The following is a 26,042-nucleotide window of genomic DNA, read 5'->3' as shown; positions in this document are numbered from 1 at the left end:
CCGCGGGTTAGCATCGGTAGAGCGGGAAGGGGAAGGTTTTTGTGAGCCACCTTGCGAGTGAATCAACGGCCCCGGCACCCGGTGAGGTCGACCGGTGAGCGTTCTCGAGGACATCGTCGCGGGCGTGCGGGCCGACCTGGCCGAGCGTGAGTCGGCGCTGCCGTTCGACGAGTTGAAGAAGCGTGCCGCGGAGGCTCCCGCGCCACGGGACGTCATGGGTTCGCTGCAGGAATCGGGCATCGGCGTCATTGCCGAGGTGAAGCGGAAGAGCCCGTCGAAGGGCGACCTCGCCGCGATCCACGATCCTGCCGTGCTGGCCAAGGACTACGAGGACGCGGGCGCACGCGTCATCAGCGTGCTCACCGAGCAGCGCCGGTTCGGCGGGTCGTTGGCCGACCTCGACGCCGTCCGGGCCGCCGTGGACGTGCCGATCCTGCGCAAGGACTTCATCGTCAGCCCGTACCAGGTGCACGAGGCCCGACTGCACGGCGCCGACATGGTGCTGCTCATCGTCGCCGCTCTCGAGCAGAACGCGCTCGCCGCACTGCTCGACCGCGTCGAATCGCTGGGCATGACCGCACTGGTCGAGGTGCACAACGCCGAGGAGTGCGACCGCGCGCTGGAGGCGGGCGCGTCCGTCATCGGCATCAACGCCCGCGATCTGCACACCCTCGAGGTCGACCGGGACGTCTTCGCACGGCTCGCGCCCGGCCTGCCGATGGAGACGTTCAAGATCGCAGAGTCCGGCGTGCGCGGTCCCGGCGACCTGATGGCCTACGCGGGCCACGGGGCCGACGCCGTGCTGGTCGGCGAGGGGCTCGTGAGCACCGACGATCCGAAGGCGGCACTGGTGCAGCTCGTCACCGCGGGGTCGCACCCCGCCTGTCCGCGTCCGAGCCGGTGACCGGGATGGCCGACACCGCTTCACAGTCGTCACAGCACGACCCGGACGCCCGCGGTCACTTCGGTGACTACGGCGGCCGGTTCCTGCCCGAGGCGCTCATGGGCGCGCTCGACGAACTGGCCGCCGAATACGACAAGGCACAGCACGACCCGGAGTTCACCGCGGAGTTCCAGCGGCTGCTCTCCGGCTACGCGGGCAGGCCGTCGCTGCTGACCGAGGCGCCGCGATTCGCCGAGCACGCCGGTGGTGCGCGGATCTTCCTCAAGCGGGAGGACCTCAACCACACCGGCTCCCACAAGATCAACAACGTGCTGGGCCAGGCGCTGCTGACCAAGCGGATGGGCAAGAAGCGCGTCATCGCCGAGACCGGCGCCGGTCAGCACGGTGTCGCCACCGCGACCGCTTGCGCCCTGCTCGACCTCGAGTGCGTCGTGTACATGGGCGAGGTCGACACCGAGCGCCAGGCGCTCAACGTGGCCCGTATGCGGCTGCTCGGCGCCGAGGTCGTTCCGGTGGGGACCGGTTCGCGCACCCTGAAGGACGCCATCAACGAGGCGCTGCGCGACTGGGTCACCAACGTCGACACCACGCACTACCTGCTGGGCACCGCCGCCGGGGCGCACCCGTTTCCGGTGATGGTGCGGAACTTCCACAAGGTCATCGGCCAGGAGGCCCGCGAGCAGATCCTCGAACGGACGGGCCGGCTCCCGGACGCCGTCGCCGCCTGTGTCGGTGGTGGATCGAACGCGATCGGCATCTTCCACGGCTTCCTCGACGACGCCGACGTCAGGCTGGTGGGCCTCGAACCCGGCGGCAAGGGACTCGACTCCGGCGAACACGGCGCGACCCTGACCCAGGGCACGCCGGGCACGCTGCACGGCGCCCTGTCCTACCTGCTCCAGGACGACGACGGGCAGACGATCGAGGCCTATTCGATCTCGGCGGGCCTGGACTATCCGGGCGTCGGCCCCGAACACTCACATCTGAAGGATGTGGGCCGCGCTGAGTACCGCGCCGTCACCGACGACGAGGCGATGGACGCCTTCCAGCTGCTGTCGAAGACCGAGGGCATCATTCCCGCGGTCGAGTCCGCTCACGCGCTTGCGGGCGCGCTGCAGCTCGGTCGGGAACTCGGCCCGGACGGGTTGATCGTGGTCAGCCTGTCCGGCCGCGGCGACAAGGACGTCGACACCGCCGCCCGGTACTTCAACCTCGTGGAGGGCGTGTGAGCCGCATCGACGAGCTGTTCGCGCAGACCCGCGGTGAGGGCCGCGGTGCGTTGATCGGCTATCTGCCAGCGGGGTACCCGACGGTCGCCGAGTCCAAGGAATTGCTCGCCGCGACCGTCGACGCCGGCGCGGACCTGGTCGAGGTCGGATTCCCGTACTCGGACCCCGTCATGGACGGACCGACGATCCAGGCTGCGGCCGACACGGCGCTGCGGAACGGGTTCCGCCTCAAGGACCTGTTCGAGGTCGTCGAATCGGTCGCCAATCGCGGCGGCCGCGCGGTCGTGATGACGTACTGGAACCCGGTGTTCCACTACGGGGTCGACGCGTTCGCCCGTGATCTCGCCGCAGCGGGCGGCCTCGGGTTGATCACGCCGGACCTCACGCCCGACGAGGGATCGGAGTGGATCGCCGCGTCGGACACCCACGGCCTGGACCGCATCTTCCTCGTGGCGCCGTCGTCGTCGGACGAGCGCATCGCGTTGACCACCGCGGCCGCGAGCGGATTCGTCTACGCCACCGCGGTGATGGGCGTGACCGGCGCCCGCGACACCGTCGGAGCCGCGGCGCAGGGACTCGTGAACCGCACCCGGGCGCACACCGACCTGCCGGTCGGTGTCGGGCTGGGCGTACGTTCCGGTGATCAGGCCGCCGAGGTGTCGGCGTTCGCCGACGGCGTCATCGTCGGGTCCGCGCTGGTGACGAAGGCCGGCGAGGGCACCGATGCGGTCGCCGCGCTGACGAAGGAGCTGGCCGAGGGCGTGCGCCGGCCGCGTGCGTGACGCGGCCGAGCCCGCCCGGGTGCGCCACGTTACGGTGACCCTGTGAGTACCGCCTCTTCTGCCTTCCTCGCCACCATTCCCAGTCCGGACCGTGGCGTCTGGGAGATCGGCCCGTTCTCGCTGCGGGCGTACGCACTCTGCATCATCCTCGGCATCGTCGTCGCGATCTGGCTCGGCGAGCGCCGCTGGCAGGCACGTGGCGGTACCAAGGGCACGATCATCGACATCGCGGTGTGGGCCGCGCCGATGGGTCTCGTCGGTGGCCGGCTCTACCACGTCATCACCGACCACCACCTGTACTTCGGTGAGGGTCGCGATCCGATCCGCGCGCTGTACATCTGGGAGGGCGGACTCGGCATCTGGGGCGCGATCGCCCTCGGCGCGGTCGGTGCGTGGATCGCCTGCCGCCGCAGGGGAATCCCGCTGCCCGCGGTCGCCGACGCCGTCGCGCCCGGCATCGTGATCGCACAGGCGGTGGGGCGCCTCGGTAACTACTTCAACCAGGAGCTTTACGGCGGGCCCACGGATCTGCCCTGGGGGCTGGAGATCTACCGCCGGGTGTCGCCGGACAACCCCGCCGTCGAGGATCCGCTCGGCGGGGTGGCGATCAACGACGTGCCGGTCGAGGTCGTGCATCCGACCTTCCTGTACGAGCTGTTGTGGAACCTCGGCGTCGCGCTGCTGATCATCTGGCTCGACCGCAGGCTGCGGCTCGGCCACGGGCGCGTGTTCGCGCTCTACGTCGCGGGATACACCGCGGGCCGCTTCTGGATCGAGCTCATGCGCACCGACCCCGCCAACGAGATCCTGGGCCAGCGCGTCAACGTGTGGGTGTCCGCGCTCGTGTTCCTCGGCGCCGTGGCGTACTTCGTCCTGGCGCGGGTCAAGGGGCCGCGGGAAGCGCCGGAAACGCTGCGCAGCCCGGACGATCCGGACGTCGGCGACGGTGACGGTGACGCCGCCGAATCCGAGTCCGGCACCGCGATCTCCTCCGGCGACGGTGACGCGGACGCCGATGCCGATGCCGATGCCGCCGACGGTGGACCGGCGACGCGGCAGGGAACGGCACCGTCCGATGTCGACGACTCCGGCGATGGGCCCGCGACCGAGACCGCCGCGCACTCGGAGACCACCAGGCCCGCGGAGAACACCAGGCCCGCGGAGAACACCGCCGAGTCGGCGTCCGGTGCGGGCGACCCCGGCGGCGGGGACTCGTCCGAGAAATCCGGTGGCAGTACCTGATCCCACGACGGTTCGTCAGCAGCGCCCCCGCGGCCCACTCTGTGGCCGCGGGGGCGCTGTCGTGTGCGGCACGGACGTGCAGGGCTCGGCAGCGCCGTGTGTTGACGGGATGTTCCGCCACGGCGTATGTTCATATAAAGAACACTCGTGCGTTATACGAACACCGGTGAGGCGAAGCAGGGCCGCGCGCGTTGGCTGCGTGCACGCTCCCGTGCGCCGACCGGGCGTGCGCGTGCGACGACCACGGCGGTGACGGTGCCGCCGGTATCGGGTGAACGAGGTGGCAGAAGGTGGCGGACATCGTGTCGCTGGCCGACGGGGTCGGCGAACTGGTGCGCGACGGTGACGTCGTCGCGCTCGAAGGATTCACGCACCTGATCCCGCACGCGGCGGGGCAGGAGATCATCCGGCAGGGGCGCAAGGACCTGACGCTGGTCCGCATGACGCCGGACATCGTGTACGACCAGCTCATCGGTGCGGGCTGCGCGCGGAAGCTGATCTTCTCGTGGGGAGGTAACCCGGGCGTCGGCTCGCTGCACCGGTTCCGCGATGCGGTGCAGCACGCGTGGCCGGTGCCGCTGGAGATCGAGGAACACAGCCACGCGGGCATGGCCAACAGGTACGTCGCGGGTGCGTCCGGCCTGCCGTTCGCCGTGCTGCGCGGATATCGCGGCACGGATCTGCCGGAGCACACGGCCACGATCAAGTGGATCACCTGCCCGTTCACCGGCGAGGAGCTCGCAGCGGTGCCCGCGATCAACCCCGACGTGTCGATCATCCACGCGCAGCGTGCCGACCGCGCCGGCAACGTGCAGATGTGGGGTCTGGTCGGCGTGCAGAAGGAGGCCGTGCTGGCCGCCGAGCGCAGTCTCGTGACGGTTGAGGAGGTCGTCGACGAGCTCGAGCCCGTCGCCGGCCAGGTCGTCCTGCCGCACTGGGCCGTCACCGCCGTGGCCGAGGTTCCCGGCGGCGCTCACCCGTCGTACGCGCAGGGCTACTCCGAACGCGACAACGCCTACTACAAGTACTGGGACTCCATCGGCCGCGACCGCGACACCTTCCGGACCTGGGTCCGCGACGAGGTGCTCGCGGGACGGTCCGCGACCGAGACGACCGGCGACAAGGAGGGTGTGCGATGACCGGGGCCGCATCCACGACCGCTGTGTCCGGCGCGCAGCCGGAGTACACGTCCGACGAGATGATGTCGATCGCCGCGGCCCGTGCGCTGGAGAACGGCAAGCGGTGTTTCGTCGGTATCGGGCTGCCGTCGACGGCGGCGAACGTCGCACGGCGGACCCACGCGCCGGACCTGGTGCTGATCTACGAGTCCGGCACGCTCGGATCCAAACCGGACGTCCTGCCGTCGTCGATCGGTGACGGTGTGCTGGCCGAAACGGCCGACGCCGTGATCGGCGTGCCCGAGGTGTTCAACTACTGGCTGCAGCCGGGGCGCATCGACGTCGGGTTCCTCGGTGCCGCGCAGCTGGACAGGTTCGGCAACATCAACACGACGGTCATCGGCGACGACTACACCGACCCGAAGGTGCGGCTGCCCGGTGCGGGCGGTGCGCCGGAGATCGCCGCATCGTGCCGCGAGGTCTTCGTGGTGGTGCGCCAGAGCGCGCGCAGTTTCGTCGACAAGGTCGACTTCGTGACGTCCGTCGGTCACGGTTCGGGCAAGGGTGACCGGGAGCGGCTCGGCCTGCCGGGAGCCGGTCCGACCCTGGTGATCACCGACCTCGGCGTGCTGCGGCCCGATCCGGAGACGGCCGAGCTGGTTCTCACTCAACTGCACCCCGGTGTGGAGGTCGAGGACGTGCGTGCCGCGACCGGGTGGGACCTGCAGATCTCGCCGGATCTGACGCGGACCGAGGCACCGACCGCGGCCGAACTGTCCACATTGCGCACACTGAAGGAGGCTTCGCGGTGACCGACGTCTTCGTGCTCGACGCCGTCCGTACGCCGTTCGGCAAGTACTCCGGCTCGCTGTCGGGGGTTCGGCCCGACGACCTGGCCGCTCACGTGCTGTCGGCGCTGCAGGAGCGCAGCGGCCTCGATCCGGCCACAGTGGATGAAGTGCTGCTCGGTGACGCCAACCAGGCAGGCGAGGACAACCGCAACGTGGCGCGCATGGCCTCGCTGCTCGCCGGGTGGCCGACGTCCGTCCCCGGCGGCACCGTCAATCGGCTGTGCGGGTCCGGCCTCGACGCTGCGATGCAGGTGAGCCGGACCATCGCCGTCGGCGACGCGTCCCTGGCCGTGGCGGGCGGTGTCGAATCGATGAGCCGCGCCCCATGGGTCCTGCAGAAACCGGAGAAGGCCTTCCCCGCGACGAATCAACAGCTGCACTCGACCACGCTCGGCTGGCGGATGGTGAACCCGCGGATGCCGGAGCGGTGGACGGTGTCGCTCGGCGAGTCGACCGAACGCGTCGCCGAGCAGTACGCGATCTCGCGGGAGGCGCAGGACGAGTTCGCCGTCCGCAGTCACGTGAACGCGGCGAAGGCGTGGGACAACGGGTTCTACGACACCCATGTCGTTCCGGTTCCCGGCACCGAGTTGACGCGGGACGAGGGAATCCGGCCGGAATCCACTGTGGACAAGCTGGCGAAGCTCAAGCCGGCGTTCCGTCCGGAAGGCACGATCACCGCGGGCAACGCCTCGCCGCTCAACGACGGTGCGTCGGCGCTGCTGCTCGGTGACCGGGCGGGCGCCGACCGGATCGGCGCCACCCCGCTGGCCCGCATCGCAGGCCGTGGTGCCGCCGGGGTCGACCCGGACGTGTTCGGCATCGGCCCGGTGCGTGCCGCCGAGATCGCACTCCAGCGTGCCGGCATCGGCTGGGGAGACCTGGCCGCGGTGGAGCTGAACGAGGCGTTCGCCGCACAATCCCTGGCATGTCTGGCCGACTGGCCCGAGCTCGACCCGGACATCGTCAACGTCAACGGTGGGGCCATCGCGATCGGCCATCCGCTCGGCGCCTCCGGCGGCAGGATCCTCGGCACCCTCGCCCACGAACTGCGGCGCCGCGGCGGTGGGTACGGTCTGGCCGCGATCTGCATCGGGGTCGGGCAGGGCCTGGCGGTCGTGCTCGACGCCTGAGACCGGCGCCCGGCCCGCTCCGGGAGCGGGCCGGGCCGAAGTGGACAGCGAGGGAGAACGCATGCAGGTGCACAGCGAGGTCGAGGGACCCGCCGACGGGGACGTCGTGGTTCTGTCCGGGTCGATCGGGTCCAACCTGACGATGTGGCAGCCGCAGGTCGAGCCGTTGGTGCGAGCGGGCTACCGGGTCGTCCGGTACGACCAGCGCGGTCACGGCCGCACCGGCGTCCCGGACGGGGACGTGACCATGGCCGATCTCGGTGGCGACGTGGTCGAACTGCTCGACGGTCTCGGGGTGGACCGCGCGCACTTCGTCGGACTGTCACTCGGCGGCATGACGGGGATGTGGCTCGGCATCCACGCACCCGAGCGGCTGCGCAGCCTCGTGCTGTGCTGCACGTCGGCGAAGCTCGGCACCCCGGAGTCGTGGGCCGAACGCGGCCGGGTCGCGCGCGAGCAGGGTATGACGGCGATCGCCGACGGCAGCGTCGAACGGTGGTTCACCCCCGGCTGGCTGGCCGCCCATCCGCAGGCTCGCCGCGAGTACCATCACATGACCGCCGCGACGCCCGCGGCCGGGTACGCCGCGTGCTGCCACGCCATCGGCACCATGGATCTGCTCGACGGACTGCCGTCGATCCCGGTGCCGACCCTGGTGGTCGCCGGTGCCGACGACCCGGCGACCCCGCCCGACGGTCACGGCAGGGTCATCGCCGACGCCGTTCCGGACGCGCGGCTCGAGGTCGTCCCGGACGCCGCGCACCTGGGTAACGTCGAGCAGCCGGAACGGTTCACCGAGCTGATCACCACGCACCTCGCGAAGGCGTGAGGCGCTCCGGCTAGGTTGGGGCCTCTATGGATGGAGCAGCAGGTGCCGACGGCACGCCGGACGCGGCCGACGGGGGCAGGGGCACGCACCACGTGCAGTCGCTGGAACGCGGGCTGGCCGTCATCACCGCGTTCGGCCCGGCGACACCGCAGCTGACGCTCAGCGAGGTCGCGAAGGCCACGGGCCTGACCCGCGCCGCCGCGCGCCGGTTCCTGCTCACGCTCGTCGACCTCGGGTACGTGCGCAGCGACGGCCGGCAGTTCTCGCTCACCGCCAAGGTCCTCGAACTCGGCTACTCGTTCCTGTCCTCGCTGTCGCTGCCCGGGCTGGCACAGCCCCACCTGGAACGGCTGTCGGCCGAGGTGAGTGAATCCAGCTCCATGTCGGTGCTCGACGGCACGGACATCGTGTACGTCGCACGCGTGGCGGTGTCGCGGATCATGGCCGTGACCATCAGTGTCGGCACGCGCTTCCCGGCTCACGCCACGTCGATGGGGCACGTGCTGCTGTCCGGGCTGTCCGATGACGTGTTGGAGTCCTACCTGACCGCGGCCAGTTTCGACCGGTTCACCGATCGCACCACCGGTTCGGCCGAGGCACTGCGCAGCGAGCTCGTCTCCGTGCGCGAGGCGGGATACGCGCTCGTCGACCAGGAGCTGGAGGACGGCCTGCGGTCGATCGCGGTGCCCGTGCACGGTGCCGACGGCGCGGTCGCGGCGGCGGTGAATCTGTCCACGCACGCCTCCCGCCGCAGCCCGGAGGCGATGCGGGCCGAATTGCTGCCGCCGTTGCGCGACGCGGCCGCCCGTATCGAAGCCGACCTGGCCGCCGTCGCCCCGCCACGCGCATGACCGCCGGGTTACTGCTCGCCGCGGGGGAGGGCAGGCGTTTCGGCATGCCCAAGGCCCTCGCGGCGCATCGCGGCCACGCGCTCGTGACCCGTGCCGCCGACGCCCTGCTCGAGGGCGGCTGCGATCCGGTGGTCGTCGTCCTCGGTGCCTGCGCCGACGAGGCCCGCCCGCTGGTCCCCGCCGGGGCACGGGCGGTGGTTGCCGGCGACTGGGCCGAGGGCATGGGCGCATCGCTGCGGACGGGGTTGCGTGCGCTCGCCGACGCCGATCCACCGCCGGTGGCGGCGCTCGTCCACCTCGTCGACCTGCCCGACGTCGATGCGGAGGTCGTCGCGCGGATGTGCGGGTACGCCGGCACGGACGTGGTCGCGCGCGCCGCGTACGCCGGGATCCCCGGACATCCCGTGCTGTTCGGGCGCCGCTGGTGGGCGGAGATCGCCACGCAGGCGGCGGGCGACCGGGGTGCGCGGGACTGGCTGCGCGCCCGCGACGACGTGCAGCTCGTCGACTGCGGGGACATCGGCGGCGGGCGCGACGCCGACACGCCCGAGCTGCTTGACCCGTAAGAAGGTTGCCGCTCGCACCCTGACAGTGCCTAGGGTGAAGACGTGACACGCGAACCCGCCGCAGCCCGCTCCACCTCGCCTGCCGAGGCCGAGACGTCCGTGCCTCACGTGGCGTCGCCGGCCAAACTGGCGGCGCTGCTCGAAGACATTGGGTACCTCGCCGACGACGGGGTCGCCACCGCCGCGTTCCTGTCCCTGCGCATGGGCAAGCCGCTGTTCTGCGAAGGCGAGCCCGGCACGGGCAAGACGTCGCTCGCCGTGGCGCTGTCGGAGAGCCTGGGCCTGCCGCTGGTGCGGTTGCAGTGCCACGAGGGCATCGACGCCGCGCAGGCGCTGTACGAATGGGATTTCCCCCGGCAGCTTTTGCATCTGCGCGCGCTCGAGGCCGCCGAGGGCGGCAGGCTGAACGTCAACGACGCCGAGCAGTCGCTGTACACCGAGCGGTTCCTGCTTGCCAGGCCGCTGCTGACGGCGCTGCGCTCGTCGCCGTGCGTGCTGCTCGTCGACGAGATCGACCGTGCCGACGACGAGTTCGAGGCGTTCCTGCTCCAACTGCTCGACGAGAACACCGTGACGATCCCCGAGTTCGGCGAGGTGCGGGCCGAGCAGCCGCCACTCGTGGTGCTCACCTCCAATCGCACCCGCGAGGTGCACGACGCCCTCAAACGCCGCTGCCTTTACCACTGGCTCGAGCACCCCGACCTGTCACGGGAGATCGCGATCCTCCGGGCACGCGTGCCCGGGATCGGACAGCGGCTGGCCGAGCAGATCGCCGAGACGTTGCAGCGGCTGCGCACGATGGAACTGCTCAAGCCGCCCGGCGTCGCGGAGGCACTCGACTGGGCCAACGCACTGCGTGCGCTGGGCCGCGACGAGCTCGACGCGGCCTCGGCGGCCTCCACTCTGGGCGCGGTGCTGAAGTTCAGTGAGGACCTCGACCGCGTCCGCGCGCGGCTGGACGCGGTCCTCGGCTGAGGCGATGCCGATTCTTCGTGCTCGGACCATCGGCCCCGGCGGTGCATGATGGAACCATGGCCGAAACGGACGTGACCGATCCGCTGCCGGGTCTGGTCGGTTTCACGACCGCACTGCGTGAGGCGGGACTGCCCTGCGACCGGCATCGCGTGCGGACGTATCTCGACGCGGTCGAGCGGGTCGACGTCGGTGACGCGACCCAGCTGTACTGGGCGGGCAGGCTGACGCTGTGCGCCGATCCGGACGACCTGCCGCGCTACGACCAGGCGTTCGCGAGCTGGTTCGGCGGTGGGGAACCGGAGGCGGGCGGCCTGCCGGTGCACCGGCAGCAGCGGGCTCGCATCGCGCCGCTGTCCGGAGACGGCGAAGGTGACGGCGACGGCGAGGAGTCCGAACAGCTCAGCGTTGCCGCCAGCGATGTCGAACTGCTGCGTGACCGCGACCTCGGGGAGTTGTCGGACGCCGAACGCCGCCACCTCCGTGAGCTGTTCCAGACATTGCGTCCGGTCGCGCCGCGGCGATGGTCCTCGCGCCTGCGCCCGGCACACCGGGGCAAGCTGGACCCGCGCCGCACGTTCCGCGCGATGCTCGCCGGGGGCGGCGAGCCGGCACGGCTGGTCTACGCGCGCAGGCGCACCCGGCCGCGCCGGATCGTGCTGCTGGTGGACGTGTCCGGCTCGATGAAGCCGTACGCGGACTCGCTGCTGCGGTTCGCTCACGTCGTCGTCCGCAGCTCACCCGCCGACGTCGAAGCGTTCACCCTCGGCACGCGGCTCACCAGGGTCTCGCGAGCCCTGCGGCAGCGGGATCCGGAGCGCGCGATGCTCGCCGCAGGGGAGGCCGTCGCCGATTTCGCCGGCGGTACCCGGCTCGGCGAGACCCTCCGGGCGTTCCTCGACCGGTGGGGCCAGCGGGGACTCGCCCGGCGGGCCGTGGTCGTGGTGTTCTCCGACGGCTGGGAACGCGGCGACACGGCACTGCTCGGCGAGCAGATGGCGCGGCTGCGGCGGCTGGCGCACACCGTGCTGTGGGTGAATCCGCACGCAGGCCACGACGGGTACGAGCCGGTGCAGTCCGGCATCGCCGCCGCGCTGCCGCATGTGGACCGGTTACTGGCGGGGCACAGCCTGGCCACGTTGGAACGACTGTTGCGGGAGGTCCGAGATGCATGACGTGCTGGACGAGGTGTACCGCCGGTGGGAGGCGGGGGAGACGGTCGGCGTCGGCACGGTCGTCGCGACCTTCTCGTCGGCACCGCGCGCACCCGGGGCGGCGATGCTGGTGGGCGCCGACGGGGAAGCGGTCGGCAGCGTGTCCGGTGGCTGCGTCGAAGGAGCCGTCTACGAACTCGCGCAACAGGTGATCTCCGACGGCGCCCCGGTGCTGCAGCGGTACGGCGTCAGCGACGACGACGCGTTCGCCGTCGGTCTCACCTGCGGCGGCATCATCGACATCTTCGTCGAGCGCATCGACCGGGAGTCCATGCCGGACCTGCCGGAGCTCGTCTCGTCGGTGCGGGACGGCACTCCGGTCGCCCTGGTGACCACGATCGAGCACCCCGACGCCGAGCTGCGGGGCAGGCGGATGCTCGTGTGGCCCGAGGACGCCCGCGGCGGGCTGGGCTCGGAGCGCATCGACGACGCGGTGCTCGACGACGCCCGCGGCATGCTCGCCGGTGGTCGCTCCGGCACCCTGCACTACGGACCGGACGGGCAGCGGCGCGGCGAGGGGATGTCGGTGTTCGTCAACACCTTCGAACCGCCGCCGCGGATGCTGGTGTTCGGTGCGATCGACTTCGCCGCGGCCATGGCCCGCATGGGTGCGTATCTCGGCTACGAGGTGACGGTGTGCGACGCGCGCCCGGTGTTCGCGACGACGACCCGGTTCCCCGAGGCCGACGAGGTGGTCGTCGACTGGCCGCACCGGTACTTGAAGGCCGAGGCCGATGCGGGGCGGATCGACCGCCGCACCGTGGTCGCCGTGCTCACACACGATCCGAAGTTCGACGTGCCGGTGCTGGAGGTCGCGTTGCGGCTCGACGTCGGCTACGTCGGGGCGATGGGGTCGCGGCGTACCCACGACGACCGGCTGGCGCGGCTCCGCGAGGCCGGGCTGACCGACGCCGAGCTCAAACGGCTCGCCTCACCGATCGGATTGGATCTCGGTGCGCGGACGCCGGAGGAGACCGCGGTGTCCATCGCCGCGGAGATCATCGCGCTGAAGTGGGGCGGTGGTGGCCGCAGGCTGACCGACGTCGACGGCCGCATCCACGCCGAACAGCAGCGTTGACGGTGCGCGCTCGGGCGTGCCGGCGGTACACGTCCGGCTACGGGGTGTGGCGCAACGACGGTGGCGTGAACGGACCGTTCGTACCACCGATCGGGGGATAAGCGGCGCGACCGGAATGCGGTCTCCCTAGCTGAACTCCGCGAATGCCGAAATCACCCGGACGCGCACCCATGATCGGGGTTGTCGACTGACCGCAGACGTAGCAGGCTCGAGTGTGAAGCCGATCACCGTAGGCGGCGGTCGGTTCCGGCCGTTCCACGCGGCCCGTCCACATCCGGCGGACCGAGCCACCACAGGAGGCCCCATGCGCATCACCGTCACCGTCGACGGGACCAGCTACACGGACGACGTCGAACCACGAACCCTGCTCGTACATCACCTGCGGGAGAAGCTCGGCAAGACCGGAACCGTGGTTGGTTGCGACACCAGTAACTGCGGCGCCTGCACGGTGCACCTGAACGGGCAGAGTGTGAAGTCCTGTTCGGTGCTGGCCGTCCAGGCGGACGAGGGCGAGGTCACCACCGTGGAAGGGCTCGCCCGCGACGGGCAGCTCCACCCGGTGCAGCAGGCCTTCCGCGACAACCACGCGCTGCAGTGCGGGTTCTGCACGCCCGGCATGATCATGCAGTCGATCGATCTGCTGGCCGACAATCCGAACCCCGACGAGGAGGCCGTCCGCGAAGGACTCGAAGGCAACCTCTGCCGCTGCACCGGCTACCAGAACATCGTCCGCGCCGTACGCGATGCGGCCGGTCATATGCGGCCGGGCGCCGGCCCGGAGGCCGAGCAGGTCGCCGGCGGCGAGCGGACCACGACAGGCGTCGGAGGTGACGCATGACCGCCATGGCCGAGCCCGAGGTCGGGCGGGCGCGTGTCCGGAAGGAGGACGAGCGCCTCATCACCGGCCGCACTCGCTGGACCGACAACATCACGCTGCCCGGCATGGTGCACATGGCACTGCTGCGCAGCCCGACGGCCCACGCGCGGATCACCGCCATGGACACGTCGGCGGCCAAGGAGATGCCGGGTGTGATCGCCGTGTACACCGGCGACGACCTCGACCCCGGCGGGGAGGTCGGCATGCCCAATGCCTGGCCGATCACCCCGGACCAGAAGACCCCGCGCAGGCCGATGCTCGCCCAGGGGACCGTGAACTTCGCGGGTGAGGCGGTCGCCGCGGTCATCGCGCGCAGTGCCGCCGAGGCGGAGGACGCGCTCGCGGAGATCGACGTCGACTACGAGGATCTGCCCGTGGTGCTGGGCCTCGACAACGCGGTGGCCGACGGCGCGCCGCTGGTGCACGAGGACATGGGCACGAACAAGAGCGCGGAGTGGATCTTCGACTCGTCCCAGGCCGGTTCGGGCGGCGACGTGCAGCAGGCGATCAGCAGCTCGGACGTCGTGGTGACGCGGCGATTCCGGCAGCAGCGGCTGGTGCCTGCGTTCATGGAGCCGCGGTCGGTGGTCGTGGACCCGACGGCGCCGCAGCTGACCATGTGGTCGGCCACCCAGGTGCCGCACATCCTCAAGACCATGGTGGCCATGACGCTCGGCCTGCCTGAGCACCACGTGCGGGTGATCGCGCCCGACGTCGGCGGCGGCTTCGGCGGCAAGCTCGCGGTGACGCCGGAGGAATGCGCCGCCGTGGTCGTGGCGCAGAAGCTCGGCAAGCCCGTGAAATGGACCGAGTCGCGCTCCGAGACCATGGTCTCCGCCCACCACGGCCGTGACCAGATGCAGGACATCACGATCTCGGCCTCGCGGGACGGCACCATCACGGGGCTGAAGGTGGACCTGCTGGCCGACATGGGTGCCTACCTGGGCATCGTCGGCGGCGGTGTTCCGGTGCTGGGCGCGTTCATGTTCAACGCGATCTACAAGATCCCGGCGTACCGCTTCTCCTGCACCACCGTGTTCACCAACACCACCCTGACCGACGCCTATCGCGGGGCGGGGCGGCCCGAGGCGACGTTCGCCATCGAGCGGATCATGGACGAGCTCGCGGCCGAGCTCGGCATGGACCCGATGCAGCTGCGCGAGAAGAACTGGATCGCTCACGACGAGTTCCCGTACACCACGGTCTCGACGTTGACCTACGACTCGGGCAACTACGAGGCCGCCACCGCGAAGGCGATGCAGCTGTTCGACTACGACGGCCTACGCCGCGAGCAGGCCGAACGTCGCGACCGGGGCGACCGGGTGCAGCTCGGCATCGGCATCTCGACGTTCACCGAGATGTGCGGCCTCGCGCCGTCGCGCGTGCTCGGCTCGCTCGACTACGGCGCAGGCGGCTGGGAGCACGCGGCGATCCGCATGCTGCCGACCGGCAAGGTCGAGGTGGTGACGGGTGCCTCCCCGCACGGTCAGGGCCACGAGACGGCCTGGAGCCAGATCGTCGCCGACCAGCTCGGAGTGGGATTCGACGACATCGAGATCCTGCACGGCGACACGCAGTCCTCGCACAAGGGACTCGACACCTACGGTTCGCGGTCGCTGACCGTCGGTGGTATCGCCGTGGTCAAGGCCGCGGAGAAGGTGATCGCCAAGGCCCGCAAGGTCGCCGCGCATCTGATGGAGGCCTCCGAGGACGACCTCGAATTCGCCGACGGCAAGTTCACCGTCCGGGGCACCGACACCTCGACGGCGATCCAGGACATCGCCCTCGCGGTGTTCGCGGCACACGACCTGCCGGACGGCGTGGAGCCCACGCTGGACTCCGAGGCGGTGTTCGACCCCGAGAACTTCTCGTTCCCGCACGGCACACACCTGTGCGCCACGGAGGTCGACACCGAGACCGGTCAGGTGCGGCTGCGCTCGTACGTCTGCGTCGACGACATCGGCAAGGTCATCAACCCGCTGATCGTCGAAGGCCAGATGCACGGCGGGCTGGCGCAGGGCATCGCCCAGGCGCTGTACGAGGAAGCGGTGTACGACGAGTTCGGCACGCTCACCTCGGGCACGTTCGCCGATTACCTGGTGCCGTCGGCGATGGACCTGCCTTCGTTCACCACCGACCGCACCGAGACGGCCGCGACGTCGAATCCGCTCGGCGTCAAGGGCGTCGGTGAGGCGGGCACCATCGCCTCGACGCCGGCCGTGGTCAACGCGGTCGTGGACGCGGTGCGGCATCGCGGTGTCAACGACATTGAGATGCCGCTCAGTCCGATGCGCGTGTGGCGTGCCGTGCACAAGGGTGACACGGCAGCAGGTGGCCCCGGCGCCGAGGCCGGCGGCGGACTCGGCTCGATCGACTCAGCACACGGAGGTGCGCAGTGATCCCCGCTCCGTTCGACTACGTAGCACCGTCCACTGTGGATGAAGCGGTGCGTGCGCTCGCCGACGCGGGCGAGGACGCCAAGGTGCTGGCAGGCGGGCAGAGTCTGCTGCCCGTGCTGCGGATGCGCCTCGCCGCACCGACCACGGTCGTGGACCTGGGCAAGATCGGCGAGCTGAAGGGCGTGCGTGACGAGGGCGATGCCGTCGTGATCGGTGCGATGACCACGCACTACGACGTGCAGCGTGATCCGCTCGTGCACGACCATGCGCTGCTGCTGGCCAGGGCCACGGACACGGTGGCGGACCCGCAGGTGCGGCACCGCGGCACGTTCGGTGGTTCGCTCGCACACGCCGACCCCGCGGGTGATCTGCTCGCCCCGGCGCTGGCGCTGGACGCCGAGATGGTCATCCAGGGAACCGGGGGCCGGCGCACCGTGTCGGCCGCCGAGTTCTTCCAGGACTTCTTCACGACGTCGCTGGCTCCCGAGGACATCCTCGTGGAGGTTCGCGTGCCGAAGCACACGGGCTGGACGGCGCACTACGAGAAGTTCAACCGGGTGGCCCAGGCGTGGTCGATGGTCGCAGTGGCCGCCACCGTGCGCGCCGAGGGCGGCACGGTCGCCGAGGCGCGGATCGGACTGACCAACATGGCCTCCATCCCGGTCCGGGCGACCGCGGTGGAACAGGCTCTCGTGGGCAGGTCCGCCGACGCCGAGACGATCCGCGCGGCAGCCGAACACGCTGCCGAGGGCACGAGCCCGACCGTCGACGGCAACGCCGACGTGGAGTACCGCCAGCACCTGGCGAAGGTGCTTACGGGACGTGCCGTTGAGGCGGCGATGGCGGGCTGAACGCCGTGACCGACGAGGGCACCGCGGGCGGCCTGTCCGCGGTGCCCTCGCGGTACGTCCGCGGGGCGGGAGCGGCGCACCGACTGCTCGGGTCCGCACGGCTTGGGCCGCAGGACCCGAGCCTGCACGACACAGGCCCGCATGACCAAGCCCGCATGACACAGGCCCGCATGACACAGGGCGGCGACGGTAACCCCTCCGGAAGGAGAACGGGCTCCGACCGCCGCCGGAGCACGAGACGAGTGCGCCACCGAGCGCAGGCATCGAGGAAGGAGGTCGGCCCGTGCGGCTGGACCACGAATTCACCGTCCCGGCACCCATCGACGAGGTGTGGAAGGCGATCATCGACCCGGAGCGCGTGGCACCGTGCATGCCCGGGGCAACGCTGACGGCCGTCGAGGGCGACACGTTCAAGGGCACGGTGAAGGTCAAGCTGGGCCCGGTCTCCCTGCTCTACAAGGGCAGTGGCGAGTTTCTCGACAAGAACGAGGCGTCCCGGCAGATCACGATCAAGGCCTCGGGCAAGGACTCTCGCGGCGCGGGGACGGCAGCGGCGACGGTCACCGTCACTCTGACCGCCGAGGGTGAGACCACGAAGGGTGAGGTCGCGACCGACCTGAACGTGACCGGCAAGCCCGCGCAGTTCGGCCGCGGCATGATCTCCGAGGTCGGCGGCAAGATCCTCGACAGCTTCGCCGGCAACCTGTCGGCCGAACTGGGCACGGACTCGGCGGGCGCGGGTTCGGCGGACGCGGGTTCTGCGGGCACGGCAGCGTCGGCGGGAGCAGCGGGGTCAACGGCCGCGGGTTCTGCCGGCGGTTCGTCGGGTGCCGCGGAATCGGCGGGCCGGGACACCACTCCGGGTGCCGGGACGGGCCCGGGGCTCGCCAGCGGTGCGGCCGCTGCCTCGCCGCCCCCGCAGCCGGAGAAGCCGCAGCTCGAGTCGGTCAAACCCGGCGGCGGACAGGAAGCGGAGGCCATCGACCTGTTCGACTACGCGGGCGCATCGGTCGCCAAACGTGCCGCCCCGGTGATCGGCGGCCTCGTCGCGCTGATCGGCGTGATCGCGATCATCCGGATGCTGTGCGGCAAGAAGCAGGGCGGCGACACCGGCGGGAGCTGAGTACGAGCCCGGTCCGGCTCTACCGGCCGGGCCGGGCCTGCGGAATGAGCGGCACGAGCGTGTGGTTGAACCGGGCATGCGGGCCGACCACACTGCGGAAGTCGTCGTCATCGGCGCGGGGCAAGCCGGGTTGTCCGCCGCGTATTTCCTCCGCCGCGCCGGGCTCGCACCGGCCTCCGAATTCGTGGTCCTCGACCACGCCAAACGAGCGGGCGGTGCCTGGCAGTACCGGTGGCCGTCGTTGCGGCTCGGCGGAGTGCACGGATTGCACGATCTGCCAGGGCTCGCGTTGGGCGAGGCCGACCAGGACAGGCCTGCGTCCGAGGTGGTCAGCGAGTACTTCGCCCGCTACGAACACACCTTCGACCTTCCGGTGCACCGGCCCGCCGATGTCCGCACCGTCCGCTATTCCGGCGACGACCGGGACGGTTTCCTCGTTGAGACGCCCACCGAGTCGTGGCTGGCCAGGGGGATCGTCAACGCGACCGGCACATGGGATCGCCCGTTCCGGCCGTATTACCCGGGCCGGGAGACCTTCGCGGGCCGCCAGCTACACACCGCCGACTACACCGGCGCCCACGAGTTCCGGGATCGGCGTGTCGTGGTCGTCGGCGGGGGCAGTTCGGCCGTCCAGCAGCTGTTGGAGATCGCCCCGATCGCTGCGGAAACGACGTGGGTCACGCGCACGCCGCCCGTGTTCCGCGACGAGGAGTTCACGCCCGAGTACGGCCGCGAGGTCGTCGCTGCGGTCGACGCGCGGGTTCGGGAGGGCAGGCCGCCGCGCAGTGTCGTCAGCGTGACCGGGTTGATGCTGACGCCGGAGGTCCGCGCCGCGAGAGAGGCCGGTGTTCTCGACCGCAGGCCGATGTTCGAGCGCATCACCCCGCACGGCGTCGTCTGGGCGGACGGCACCGAGCAGCGTGCCGACGTCATTCTGTGGGCCACCGGGTTCCGCGCGGCCCTCGACCACCTGGCGCCGCTGGGGCTGCGAGAACGGGGAGGCGGCATCCGGATGAACGGAACGGAGGTCGTGGCGGAACCGCGCGTGCATCTCGTCGGCTACGGTCCGTCGGCGAGCACGGTCGGCGCCAGCCGGGCGGGTCGTGCGGCCGTCCGGGGACTGTGCGCCACACTCGCGCGCTGACCAGGGCGGGCGTCGAGACCGCGAGCACCGGGCGGTGGTGGACTCGGCGTCGCTGTGCCGGGGCGCGGCAGCGCGCAGAGACCTCCGGATACCGAGAGTAGCCGGAGGTCCTTCGGCGGGTCGACGCCGTGGCGGTATACGTCACTGCCGAGGCGCACAGGGTGGACTCGGTCAATCCCGACGCGTACGTTTAACCCCCTGATAACCGAAGATCGAGGCTGCTCGAACCATGAGCGGGAGAGACCTCGTGCGCTGGTAGCACGAGGCGCCGAAGGAGCAAAGACCCCACAATCTCTCAGGTACCGTTACCGCCATGGTGAGGCCACTCTGGAAAGTGGGCTCAGGTGAGCCTCACCCAAGGTGAAAGCCGTGTACGCACGGTGAAACTCTCAGGTGTCATGACAGAGGGGGAGTTCCCAGCGTGGCGGGTATCCCTGTCATGCGCTTGAAAGGAGCTCCTCGATGACAGTGCCCGCACTGCCTTCGACGTTCATGCCCCGGCACATCGGCCCTGCCGAGTCGGAGCAGGCAAAGATGCTGGCCGAATGCGGTTACGGCAGCCTCGACGCGCTCGTCGCCGCCGCTGTGCCGTCGGCCATCCAGACGTCGGGTGCGTTGTCGCTGCCCGAGCCCGCCTCCGAACAGGAGGCCATCGGTGAGCTGCGCGCCCTCGCGGAGAAGAACCGGCCGATGACCCAGATGATCGGGCTCGGCTATCACGACACCGTGACGCCGGCCGTCATCCGCCGGAACGTGCTGGAGAACCCGGCCTGGTACACGGCCTACACGCCGTACCAGCCGGAGATCTCGCAGGGCCGTCTCGAAGCGCTGCTCAACTTCCAGACGATGGTGTCCGACCTGACGGGCCTGGACACTGCGAACGCCTCGATGCTCGACGAGCCGACGGCCGTGGCCGAGGCGATGATGCTGATGCGCCGTGCGTCGAAGGCCAAGTCCTCGACGTTGGTAGTCGACGCCGAGTGCCTGCCGCAGACCGTCTCGGTGCTGCGCACGCGGGCGGAGGTCATCGGCATCGAACTCGATGTCCGCGACCTCTCGCAGGGGCTGCCCGACGAGTTCTTCGGCGTCGTCGTCCAGTATCCCGGTGTGTCCGGTGTGCTGCGCGAGCCGGAGTTCTACTCGCGCATCGGTGAGGCCGCCAAGGAAGCCAAGGCGCTCTACTGCGTCGCGGGTGACCTGCTGGCGCTGACCATGGTGCAGGCTCCCGGCGAGTTCGGCGCCGACGTGGCCGCGGGCAGCAGCCAACGGTTCGGCGTGCCCATGGGATACGGCGGTCCGCACGCCGGTTACCTGGCCGTGCGGGAGGGGCTCGAGCGGTCGCTGCCGGGCAGGCTGGTGGGCGTGTCGGTCGACGAGGCAGGCGCCCCCGCGTACCGGCTCGCGCTGCAGACCCGTGAACAGCACATCCGCCGGGAGAAGGCGACCAGCAACATCTGCACGGCGCAGGTGCTGCTGGCGGTGATGGCCTCGATGTACGCGGTCTACCACGGCCCGGAGGGGTTGCGCGGGATCGCCGAACGCGTGCACGGTCATGCCACGGCGCTGGCAGCCGGCCTGCGGGACGGGGGCGTCGAGGTCGTCCACGAACACTTCTTCGACACGGTGCTGGCCCGGGTGCCGGGTAAGGCCGACGCCGTCGTCACGGCCGCCCGCGAGGCCGGCATCAACCTCGGCCGCGACGGCGCGGACCACGTGCGGATCGCCTGTGACGAGGCCACGTCGGCCGAGACGGTGGCCGCGGTGCTCGCCGCGTTCGGCGTCACCGCACAGCCGGAAGGCGACTCGGCGGTCCCGGTCGGACTCGAGCGCACCACCGAGTACCTGACGCACGAGGTCTTCCACACGTACCGGTCGGAGACGGCGATGCTGCGCTACCTGCGCCGGCTGGCCGACCTGGATTACGCGCTGGACCGCGGCATGATCCCGCTGGGCTCGTGCACGATGAAGCTGAACGCCACCACGGAGATGGAGGCGGTCACCTGGCCGGAGTTCGCGGGCATCCACCCCTTCGCCCCTGCGGAGGACGCGCTCGGCTACCGGGAGCTGACCGACCAGCTCAGTACCTGGCTGGCCGAGGTCACCGGCTATCACACGGTGTCGCTGCAGCCGAATGCCGGCAGCCAGGGCGAGCTCGCCGGGCTGCTCGCGATCCGCGCCTACCACCGTGCGAACGGCCACCCCGCGCGCGACGTCTGCCTGATCCCGTCGTCGGCGCACGGCACGAACGCGGCCTCGGCGGTGCTGGCCGGTATGCGCGTGGTCGTCGTGGCCTGCACCGACGACGGCGACATCGACCTCGCCGACCTGCGGTCCAAGGTGGACGAGCACAGCGACACGCTGGCCGCGATCATGGTGACCTATCCGTCGACGCACGGTGTCTACGAGACCGGGATCGCCGAGCTGGCCGACATCGTGCACGAGGCGGGCGGACAGGTCTATGTGGACGGTGCGAACCTGAACGCGCTGCTGGGACTGGCGAAACCGGGCGAGTTCGGCGGCGACGTGTCGCACCTGAACCTGCACAAGACGTTCTGCATCCCGCACGGTGGTGGCGGTCCGGGCGTGGGCCCGGTGGCGGTGCGTGAGCACCTCGCGCCGTACCTGCCCAACCACCCGCAGTTCGAGGAGGCCGGGCCCGCGACCGGCGTGGGGCCGATCTCCGGTGCGCCGTTCGGCTCGGCGTCGATCCTGCCGATCTCGTGGGCGTACGTGCGGATGATGGGCTCGGCCGGGCTCACCAGCGCGACGCAGGTCGCCGTGCTGGCGGCGAACTACGTCGCCGCGCGGTTGAGCCCGCACTATCCGGTGCTCTACACCGGCCAGCACGGTCTCGTGGCGCACGAGTGCATCATCGACCTGCGGCAGCTGACCAAGCAGACCGGCGTGACCGTCGACGACGTCGCCAAGCGGCTCATCGACTACGGCTTCCACGCGCCCACGATGTCGTTCCCGGTGGCGGGCACGTTCATGGTCGAGCCGACCGAGAGCGAGGACCTGGGGGAGCTGGACCGGTTCTGCGAGGCGATGATCTCGATCCGTCGCGAGGTCGCCGAGGTCGCCTCGGGCACGTGGGAGGTCGAGCAGAGCCCGTTGCGGGGTGCGCCGCACACCGCCGAGCAGATCGCGGGGGAGTGGGACCGGCCGTACGATCGCATGCTGGCGGTCTACCCGGGCAAGACGCGGGCCAAGGGCAAGTACTTCTCGCCCGTGCGCCGCATCGAAGGCGCTTACGGTGACCGCAATCTCGTGTGCTCCTGCCCGCCCGTCACCGATTTCGAAAGCTGAGACGATGAAGACTCCGCTACACGACGTCCACAGTGGACTGGGCGCGTCGTTCACCGACTTCGCCGGCTGGGACATGCCGGTGCGGTACTCCAGCGACCTCGCCGAACACCGGGCGGTGCGCGAGGCGTCCGGGCTGTTCGACCTCTCGCACATGGGCGAGATCGAACTGGCCGGTCCGCAGGCCGCCGATGCGCTCGACTACGCGTTCAGCGGAAAGCTGTCGGCCGTGGCCGTGGGCCGCGCCCGGTACACCATGATGTGCAACGAGCGCGGCGGTGTGGTCGACGACCTGGTCGTCTACCGCCTCGCCGAGGAGCGCTACCTGGTGGTCGCCAACGCGGGCAACGCCGCCGAGGTGTCGGCCGAACTGGTGCGCCGCGCCGAGGGGTTCGACACGACGGTCACCGACCGTTCCGCCGAGACCGCTCTGATCGCGGTGCAGGGTCCGACCTCTGCGGCCATCGTCGGCGCCGTCAGCGACGCGGACCTGTCCACGCTGAAGTACTACGCGAGCGTGCCGACCACTGTCGCTGGGCGGGACGTGCTGCTCGCACGCACCGGATACACCGGCGAGGACGGCTTCGAGCTGTTCGTCGCGGCCGACGACGCGGCCGCCGTGTGGCAGGTGCTGACCGAGGCGGGCCAGGGCCACGGGATCGTGCCGTGCGGTCTGGCCTGTCGGGACACGCTTCGCCTCGAGGCGGGCATGCCGCTGTACGGCAACGAGCTTTCCGCGGACGGGTCCCCCTTCGCGGCGAACCTCGGCCGGGTGGTTCGGTTCGACAAGGAGGGTGATTTCGTCGGCCGTGCGGCCCTCGAGGGCCGGCCCGCACCGGAGACGGTCCTGGTCGGGCTCACCGGCAGTGGTCGGCGCGCGCCGCGGCACGGCTACCGTGTGCTGCAGGGCGACGACGAGGTCGGGGAGATCACCAGCGGTGCACTCTCGCCGACTCTCGGGCATCCGATCGCCATGGCGTACGTGCCCGTCCGGTGCTCGGAGCCCGGGACCACCCTGTCCGCCGACATCCGCGGTCGCCTCGAACCCGTCGAGGTGGTCGCCCTGCCGTTCTACCAGCGTCGCTGAAAGGCCTGACATGACGATTCCCCAGAACCTGCGCTACACCAAGGAACACGAGTGGATCTCCGTCGACGGTGACGTCGCCACCGTGGGTATCACCGCATTCGCGGCCGAGGCCCTCGGCGACGTCGTCTTCGTCGAACTGCCGGAGGCCGGTTCGGAGGTGAGCGCGGGCACGCCGTGCGGCGAGATCGAGTCGACCAAGTCGGTCAGTGAGATCTACGCCCCGGTCGACGGCGAGATCACGGAGGTCAACCAGGCCGTCATCGACACCCCGGAGTCCGTGAACTCCGATCCGTATGAACAAGGCTGGCTGTTCAAGGTCCGCGTCGAGAGCATGCCGGAGCTGATGGACGCCGCTGCCTATACCGCGCTCACCCAGGAGGGCTGACCATTGAGTTCGTTCGAAGCCGATCTGTCCACTGTAGACCCTGAGGTCGCGGCGGCCGTCAGCGACGAGCTGCGCCGCCAGCAGTCGACGTTGGAGATGATCGCCTCCGAGAACTTCGCGCCCGTATCGGTTCTCGAGGCGCAGGGCTCGGTGCTGACGAACAAGTACGCCGAGGGTTACCCGGGCAAGCGGTACTACGGTGGCTGCGAGCACGTCGACGTCATCGAGGACCTCGCGATCGAGCGTGCCAAGTCGCTCTTCGGCGCCGAGCACGCCAACGTGCAGCCGCACTCGGGCGCGCAGGCCAACGCGGCCGCCATGGTGTCGCTGCTCAACCCGGGTGACACGATCCTCGGGCTGGACCTCGCGCACGGCGGCCACCTGACGCACGGCATGAAGCTGAACTTCTCCGGCAAGCTCTACAACGTCGCGGCCTACCATGTCGACAAGGAGACCGGTCTGATCGACATGGCCGAGGTCGAGCGGCTGGCCGGCGAGCACAAGCCGCAGTTGATCATCGCCGGCTGGTCGGCCTACCCGCGGCAGCTCGACTTCGCCGAGTTCCGCCGGATCGCCGATTCCGTGGGCGCCAAGCTCATGGTCGACATGGCGCACTTCGCCGGTCTGGTCGCCGCCGGCCTGCACCCGAACCCGGTGCCGTACGCCGACGTCGTCACCACCACGACGCACAAGACGCTCGGCGGTCCGCGCGGCGGCATCGTGCTGTCGAAGCAGGAGTACGCCAAGAAGATCAACTCGGCGGTCTTCCCCGGGCAGCAGGGCGGTCCGCTCGAACACGTCATCGCAGGCAAGGCCGTCGCGCTGAAGATCGCTGCCAGCGACGAGTTCAAGGAGCGGCAGCAGCGCGTGATCGAGGGCGCGAAGATCCTCGCGAACCGGCTGTCCGAGTCCGACGCGGCCGAGGCTGGAGTGCGCGTGCTGACCGGCGGTACGGACGTCCACCTGGTGCTCGTCGACCTGGTCAACTCCACGTTGGACGGACAGCAGGCCGAGGACCGGCTGCACGAGATCGGCATCACGGTGAACCGCAACGCCGTGCCGTTCGACCCGCGGCCGCCGATGGTGACGTCGGGGCTGCGCGTCGGCGCGCCGGCACTGGCCACGCGCGGTTTCGGTGCCGAGGACTTCACCGAGGTAGCCGACATCATCGTCCGTGCGCTGCAGCCGAGCACCGGCGATGCCGCGCTCGGTGAGCTGCGCGGGCGCGTCGAGCTGCTCGCCAAGAAGCACCCGCTGTATCCCGGTCTTTCCTGACGGCGGTACCAGCACCGATCGGCAACGGCCCGATCGCGCCTCGGCGCGGCGGGCCGTTGCCGTGTTTGCCAGAAGAGTGCTCAGCCGGTGACAGAGTGCTCAGCCGGTGACAGAGTGCTCAGCCGGTGACGAGGGCCAGTGCGAAGCCGTCGTAGCCCTTGTCTGCGACGGTCTGCAGTGCCGTGGCGTCCACGCGCGGCTCGGTCGCCATCAGCTCGAACATGTGCCGGGTGCCGCGCACCCCGGGGTCGTCGGAGGCGGCGTCGGCGACGGCGCCGCCCCGGACGACGTTGTCCACGACGATCACCGTCCCGGGCCGGCTCAGCTCGAGTGCCCAGCGGAAGTAGTTGGCGTTGTTGCCCTTGTCCGCGTCGAGGAAGACGAGGTCGAACGGGGCTTCGTCGTGGAGGGTGGGCAGGGTGTCGAGTGCGGTGCCGACACGGATGTCGATCCGGTCGCCGACTCCGGCGCGGTCGACGTTGCCGCGTGCCACGTCGGCGAACCGCGGGTCGGCCTCGAGCGTGATCAGCGTGCCCTCCGGTGGCAGCGCGCGCGCGAGACAGATGGCGCTGTAGCCGCCGAGCGTGCCGACCTCGAGGATCGACCGCGCACCGACCATGCCGGCCAGCAGCGTGAGGAACCGGCCCTGTGGCGCGCTGACGGCGATGTCCGGGAGGCCGGCCTCCGCGGCCGCGCGGGCCGCGCCGTCGAGCGCCTCGTCGGAACCGAGCAGGTTGTCGGTCAGGTAGTCGTCCACCGTGGCCCATGTCCGAGGATCCATGCCCGGTAGGTTAGGCGCTGCTCGCGCAGCGTGCTCGGCAGTTTCCGC

23 protein-coding genes and 1 riboswitch are annotated in these 26,042 nt (G+C 70.6%); of the genes, 22 read left to right on the top strand and 1 reads right to left on the bottom strand.

The window, feature by feature from the left end; all coding sequences use genetic code 11:
* The first annotated feature begins 94 nt into the window (after positions 1-94).
* The 22 genes from trpC (at position 95) to glyA (ending at position 25,213) form a co-directional block, all read left to right on the top strand.
* Complete coding sequence (gene trpC, locus LY40_RS05240; protein ID WP_183787034.1) at positions 95-904, top strand: indole-3-glycerol phosphate synthase TrpC; 810 nt, start codon at positions 95-97, stop codon at positions 902-904.
* A 5-nt stretch (positions 905-909) separates the two neighbouring features.
* The gene (trpB, locus tag LY40_RS05235) at positions 910-2,133 is read left to right on the top strand and encodes a tryptophan synthase subunit beta (protein WP_183787033.1); all 1,224 of its coding nucleotides are present in this window, start codon (positions 910-912) and stop codon (positions 2,131-2,133) included.
* Positions 2,130-2,915 carry a tryptophan synthase subunit alpha gene (gene trpA, locus LY40_RS05230; RefSeq protein ID WP_258936095.1) on the top strand — a complete coding sequence of 262 codons (786 nt, stop codon included), beginning with the start codon at positions 2,130-2,132 and terminating at the stop codon, positions 2,913-2,915. Before trpB ends, trpA begins: the two co-directional genes overlap by 4 nt.
* A 42-nt stretch (positions 2,916-2,957) precedes the next feature.
* Positions 2,958-4,157 (top strand): prolipoprotein diacylglyceryl transferase, encoded by a 1,200-nt coding sequence (gene lgt / locus LY40_RS05225; RefSeq protein ID WP_258936094.1) that lies wholly within the window; start codon positions 2,958-2,960, stop codon positions 4,155-4,157.
* Between the two features lie 290 nt (positions 4,158-4,447).
* Positions 4,448-5,296, top strand: a complete 849-nt coding sequence (locus tag LY40_RS05220) for a CoA transferase subunit A (RefSeq protein WP_258936093.1) — start codon at positions 4,448-4,450, stop codon at positions 5,294-5,296.
* Entirely contained in the window at positions 5,293-6,087 is a 795-nt protein-coding gene (locus LY40_RS05215) for a CoA-transferase subunit beta (RefSeq protein WP_183787029.1), read from the top strand. Before LY40_RS05220 ends, LY40_RS05215 begins: the two co-directional genes overlap by 4 nt.
* Positions 6,084-7,259 (top strand): thiolase family protein, encoded by a 1,176-nt coding sequence (locus LY40_RS05210; RefSeq protein ID WP_258936092.1) that lies wholly within the window; start codon positions 6,084-6,086, stop codon positions 7,257-7,259. The genes LY40_RS05215 and LY40_RS05210 overlap by 4 nt, the downstream gene beginning before the upstream one ends.
* Before the next feature lie 61 nt (positions 7,260-7,320).
* Complete coding sequence (gene pcaD, locus LY40_RS05205) at positions 7,321-8,088, top strand: 3-oxoadipate enol-lactonase (protein ID WP_183787027.1); 768 nt, start codon at positions 7,321-7,323, stop codon at positions 8,086-8,088.
* Between the two features lie 26 nt (positions 8,089-8,114).
* The gene (locus LY40_RS05200) at positions 8,115-8,939 is read left to right on the top strand and encodes an IclR family transcriptional regulator domain-containing protein (RefSeq protein WP_258936091.1); all 825 of its coding nucleotides are present in this window, start codon (positions 8,115-8,117) and stop codon (positions 8,937-8,939) included.
* A complete protein-coding gene (locus LY40_RS05195) occupies positions 8,936-9,505 on the top strand; it encodes a nucleotidyltransferase family protein (protein WP_258936090.1) in 570 nt (189 codons plus the stop codon). The genes LY40_RS05200 and LY40_RS05195 overlap by 4 nt, the downstream gene beginning before the upstream one ends.
* A gap of 99 nt (positions 9,506-9,604) precedes the next feature.
* Positions 9,605-10,480: an AAA family ATPase gene (locus LY40_RS05190; RefSeq protein ID WP_258936269.1), complete on the top strand. Its 876-nt coding sequence runs from the start codon at positions 9,605-9,607 to the stop codon at positions 10,478-10,480.
* A gap of 56 nt (positions 10,481-10,536) precedes the next feature.
* On the top strand, positions 10,537-11,652 hold the full coding sequence (locus LY40_RS05185) for a vWA domain-containing protein (protein ID WP_258936089.1): 1,116 nt from the start codon (positions 10,537-10,539) through the stop codon (positions 11,650-11,652).
* Positions 11,645-12,769 carry an XdhC family protein gene (locus LY40_RS05180; protein ID WP_258936088.1) on the top strand — a complete coding sequence of 375 codons (1,125 nt, stop codon included), beginning with the start codon at positions 11,645-11,647 and terminating at the stop codon, positions 12,767-12,769. Before LY40_RS05185 ends, LY40_RS05180 begins: the two co-directional genes overlap by 8 nt.
* 304 nt (positions 12,770-13,073) lie before the next feature.
* Positions 13,074-13,607, top strand: a complete 534-nt coding sequence (locus LY40_RS05175) for a (2Fe-2S)-binding protein (RefSeq protein WP_258936087.1) — start codon at positions 13,074-13,076, stop codon at positions 13,605-13,607.
* Positions 13,604-16,045: a xanthine dehydrogenase family protein molybdopterin-binding subunit gene (locus tag LY40_RS05170; protein ID WP_258936086.1), complete on the top strand. Its 2,442-nt coding sequence runs from the start codon at positions 13,604-13,606 to the stop codon at positions 16,043-16,045. Before LY40_RS05175 ends, LY40_RS05170 begins: the two co-directional genes overlap by 4 nt.
* Entirely contained in the window at positions 16,042-16,896 is an 855-nt protein-coding gene (locus LY40_RS05165) for an FAD binding domain-containing protein (protein WP_258936085.1), read from the top strand. The genes LY40_RS05170 and LY40_RS05165 overlap by 4 nt, the downstream gene beginning before the upstream one ends.
* Before the next feature lie 283 nt (positions 16,897-17,179).
* Positions 17,180-18,019 (top strand): SRPBCC family protein, encoded by an 840-nt coding sequence (locus tag LY40_RS05160; protein WP_258936084.1) that lies wholly within the window; start codon positions 17,180-17,182, stop codon positions 18,017-18,019.
* A gap of 76 nt (positions 18,020-18,095) precedes the next feature.
* Positions 18,096-19,163, top strand: coding sequence for an NAD(P)-binding domain-containing protein (locus tag LY40_RS05155; RefSeq protein WP_258936268.1), 1,068 nt, complete (start codon positions 18,096-18,098; stop codon positions 19,161-19,163).
* A 317-nt stretch (positions 19,164-19,480) separates the two neighbouring features.
* A riboswitch (glycine riboswitch) is annotated at positions 19,481-19,578 on the top strand.
* Between the two features lie 47 nt (positions 19,579-19,625).
* Positions 19,626-22,469, top strand: coding sequence for an aminomethyl-transferring glycine dehydrogenase (gene gcvP, locus LY40_RS05150; RefSeq protein WP_258936083.1), 2,844 nt, complete (start codon positions 19,626-19,628; stop codon positions 22,467-22,469).
* A 4-nt stretch (positions 22,470-22,473) separates the two neighbouring features.
* Complete coding sequence (gcvT, locus tag LY40_RS05145; protein ID WP_258936082.1) at positions 22,474-23,553, top strand: glycine cleavage system aminomethyltransferase GcvT; 1,080 nt, start codon at positions 22,474-22,476, stop codon at positions 23,551-23,553.
* Positions 23,554-23,563: 10 nt separating this feature from the next.
* A complete protein-coding gene (gene gcvH, locus LY40_RS05140; RefSeq protein ID WP_183786725.1) occupies positions 23,564-23,938 on the top strand; it encodes a glycine cleavage system protein GcvH in 375 nt (124 codons plus the stop codon).
* A gap of 3 nt (positions 23,939-23,941) precedes the next feature.
* Positions 23,942-25,213 carry a serine hydroxymethyltransferase gene (gene glyA, locus LY40_RS05135; protein WP_258936081.1) on the top strand — a complete coding sequence of 424 codons (1,272 nt, stop codon included), beginning with the start codon at positions 23,942-23,944 and terminating at the stop codon, positions 25,211-25,213.
* Positions 25,214-25,331: 118 nt separating this feature from the next.
* On the opposite strand, the gene LY40_RS05130 is transcribed toward glyA, so the two are convergent.
* A complete protein-coding gene (locus tag LY40_RS05130; protein ID WP_258936080.1) occupies positions 25,332-25,994 on the bottom strand; it encodes an O-methyltransferase in 663 nt (220 codons plus the stop codon).
* Positions 25,995-26,042 lie beyond the last annotated feature (48 nt).

Source organism: Prauserella salsuginis (assembly GCF_024648885.1).
Taxonomy (GTDB): Bacteria; Actinomycetota; Actinomycetes; order Mycobacteriales; family Pseudonocardiaceae; genus Prauserella; species Prauserella salsuginis.
This window is presented reverse-complemented; position numbering and strand designations above follow the sequence as displayed.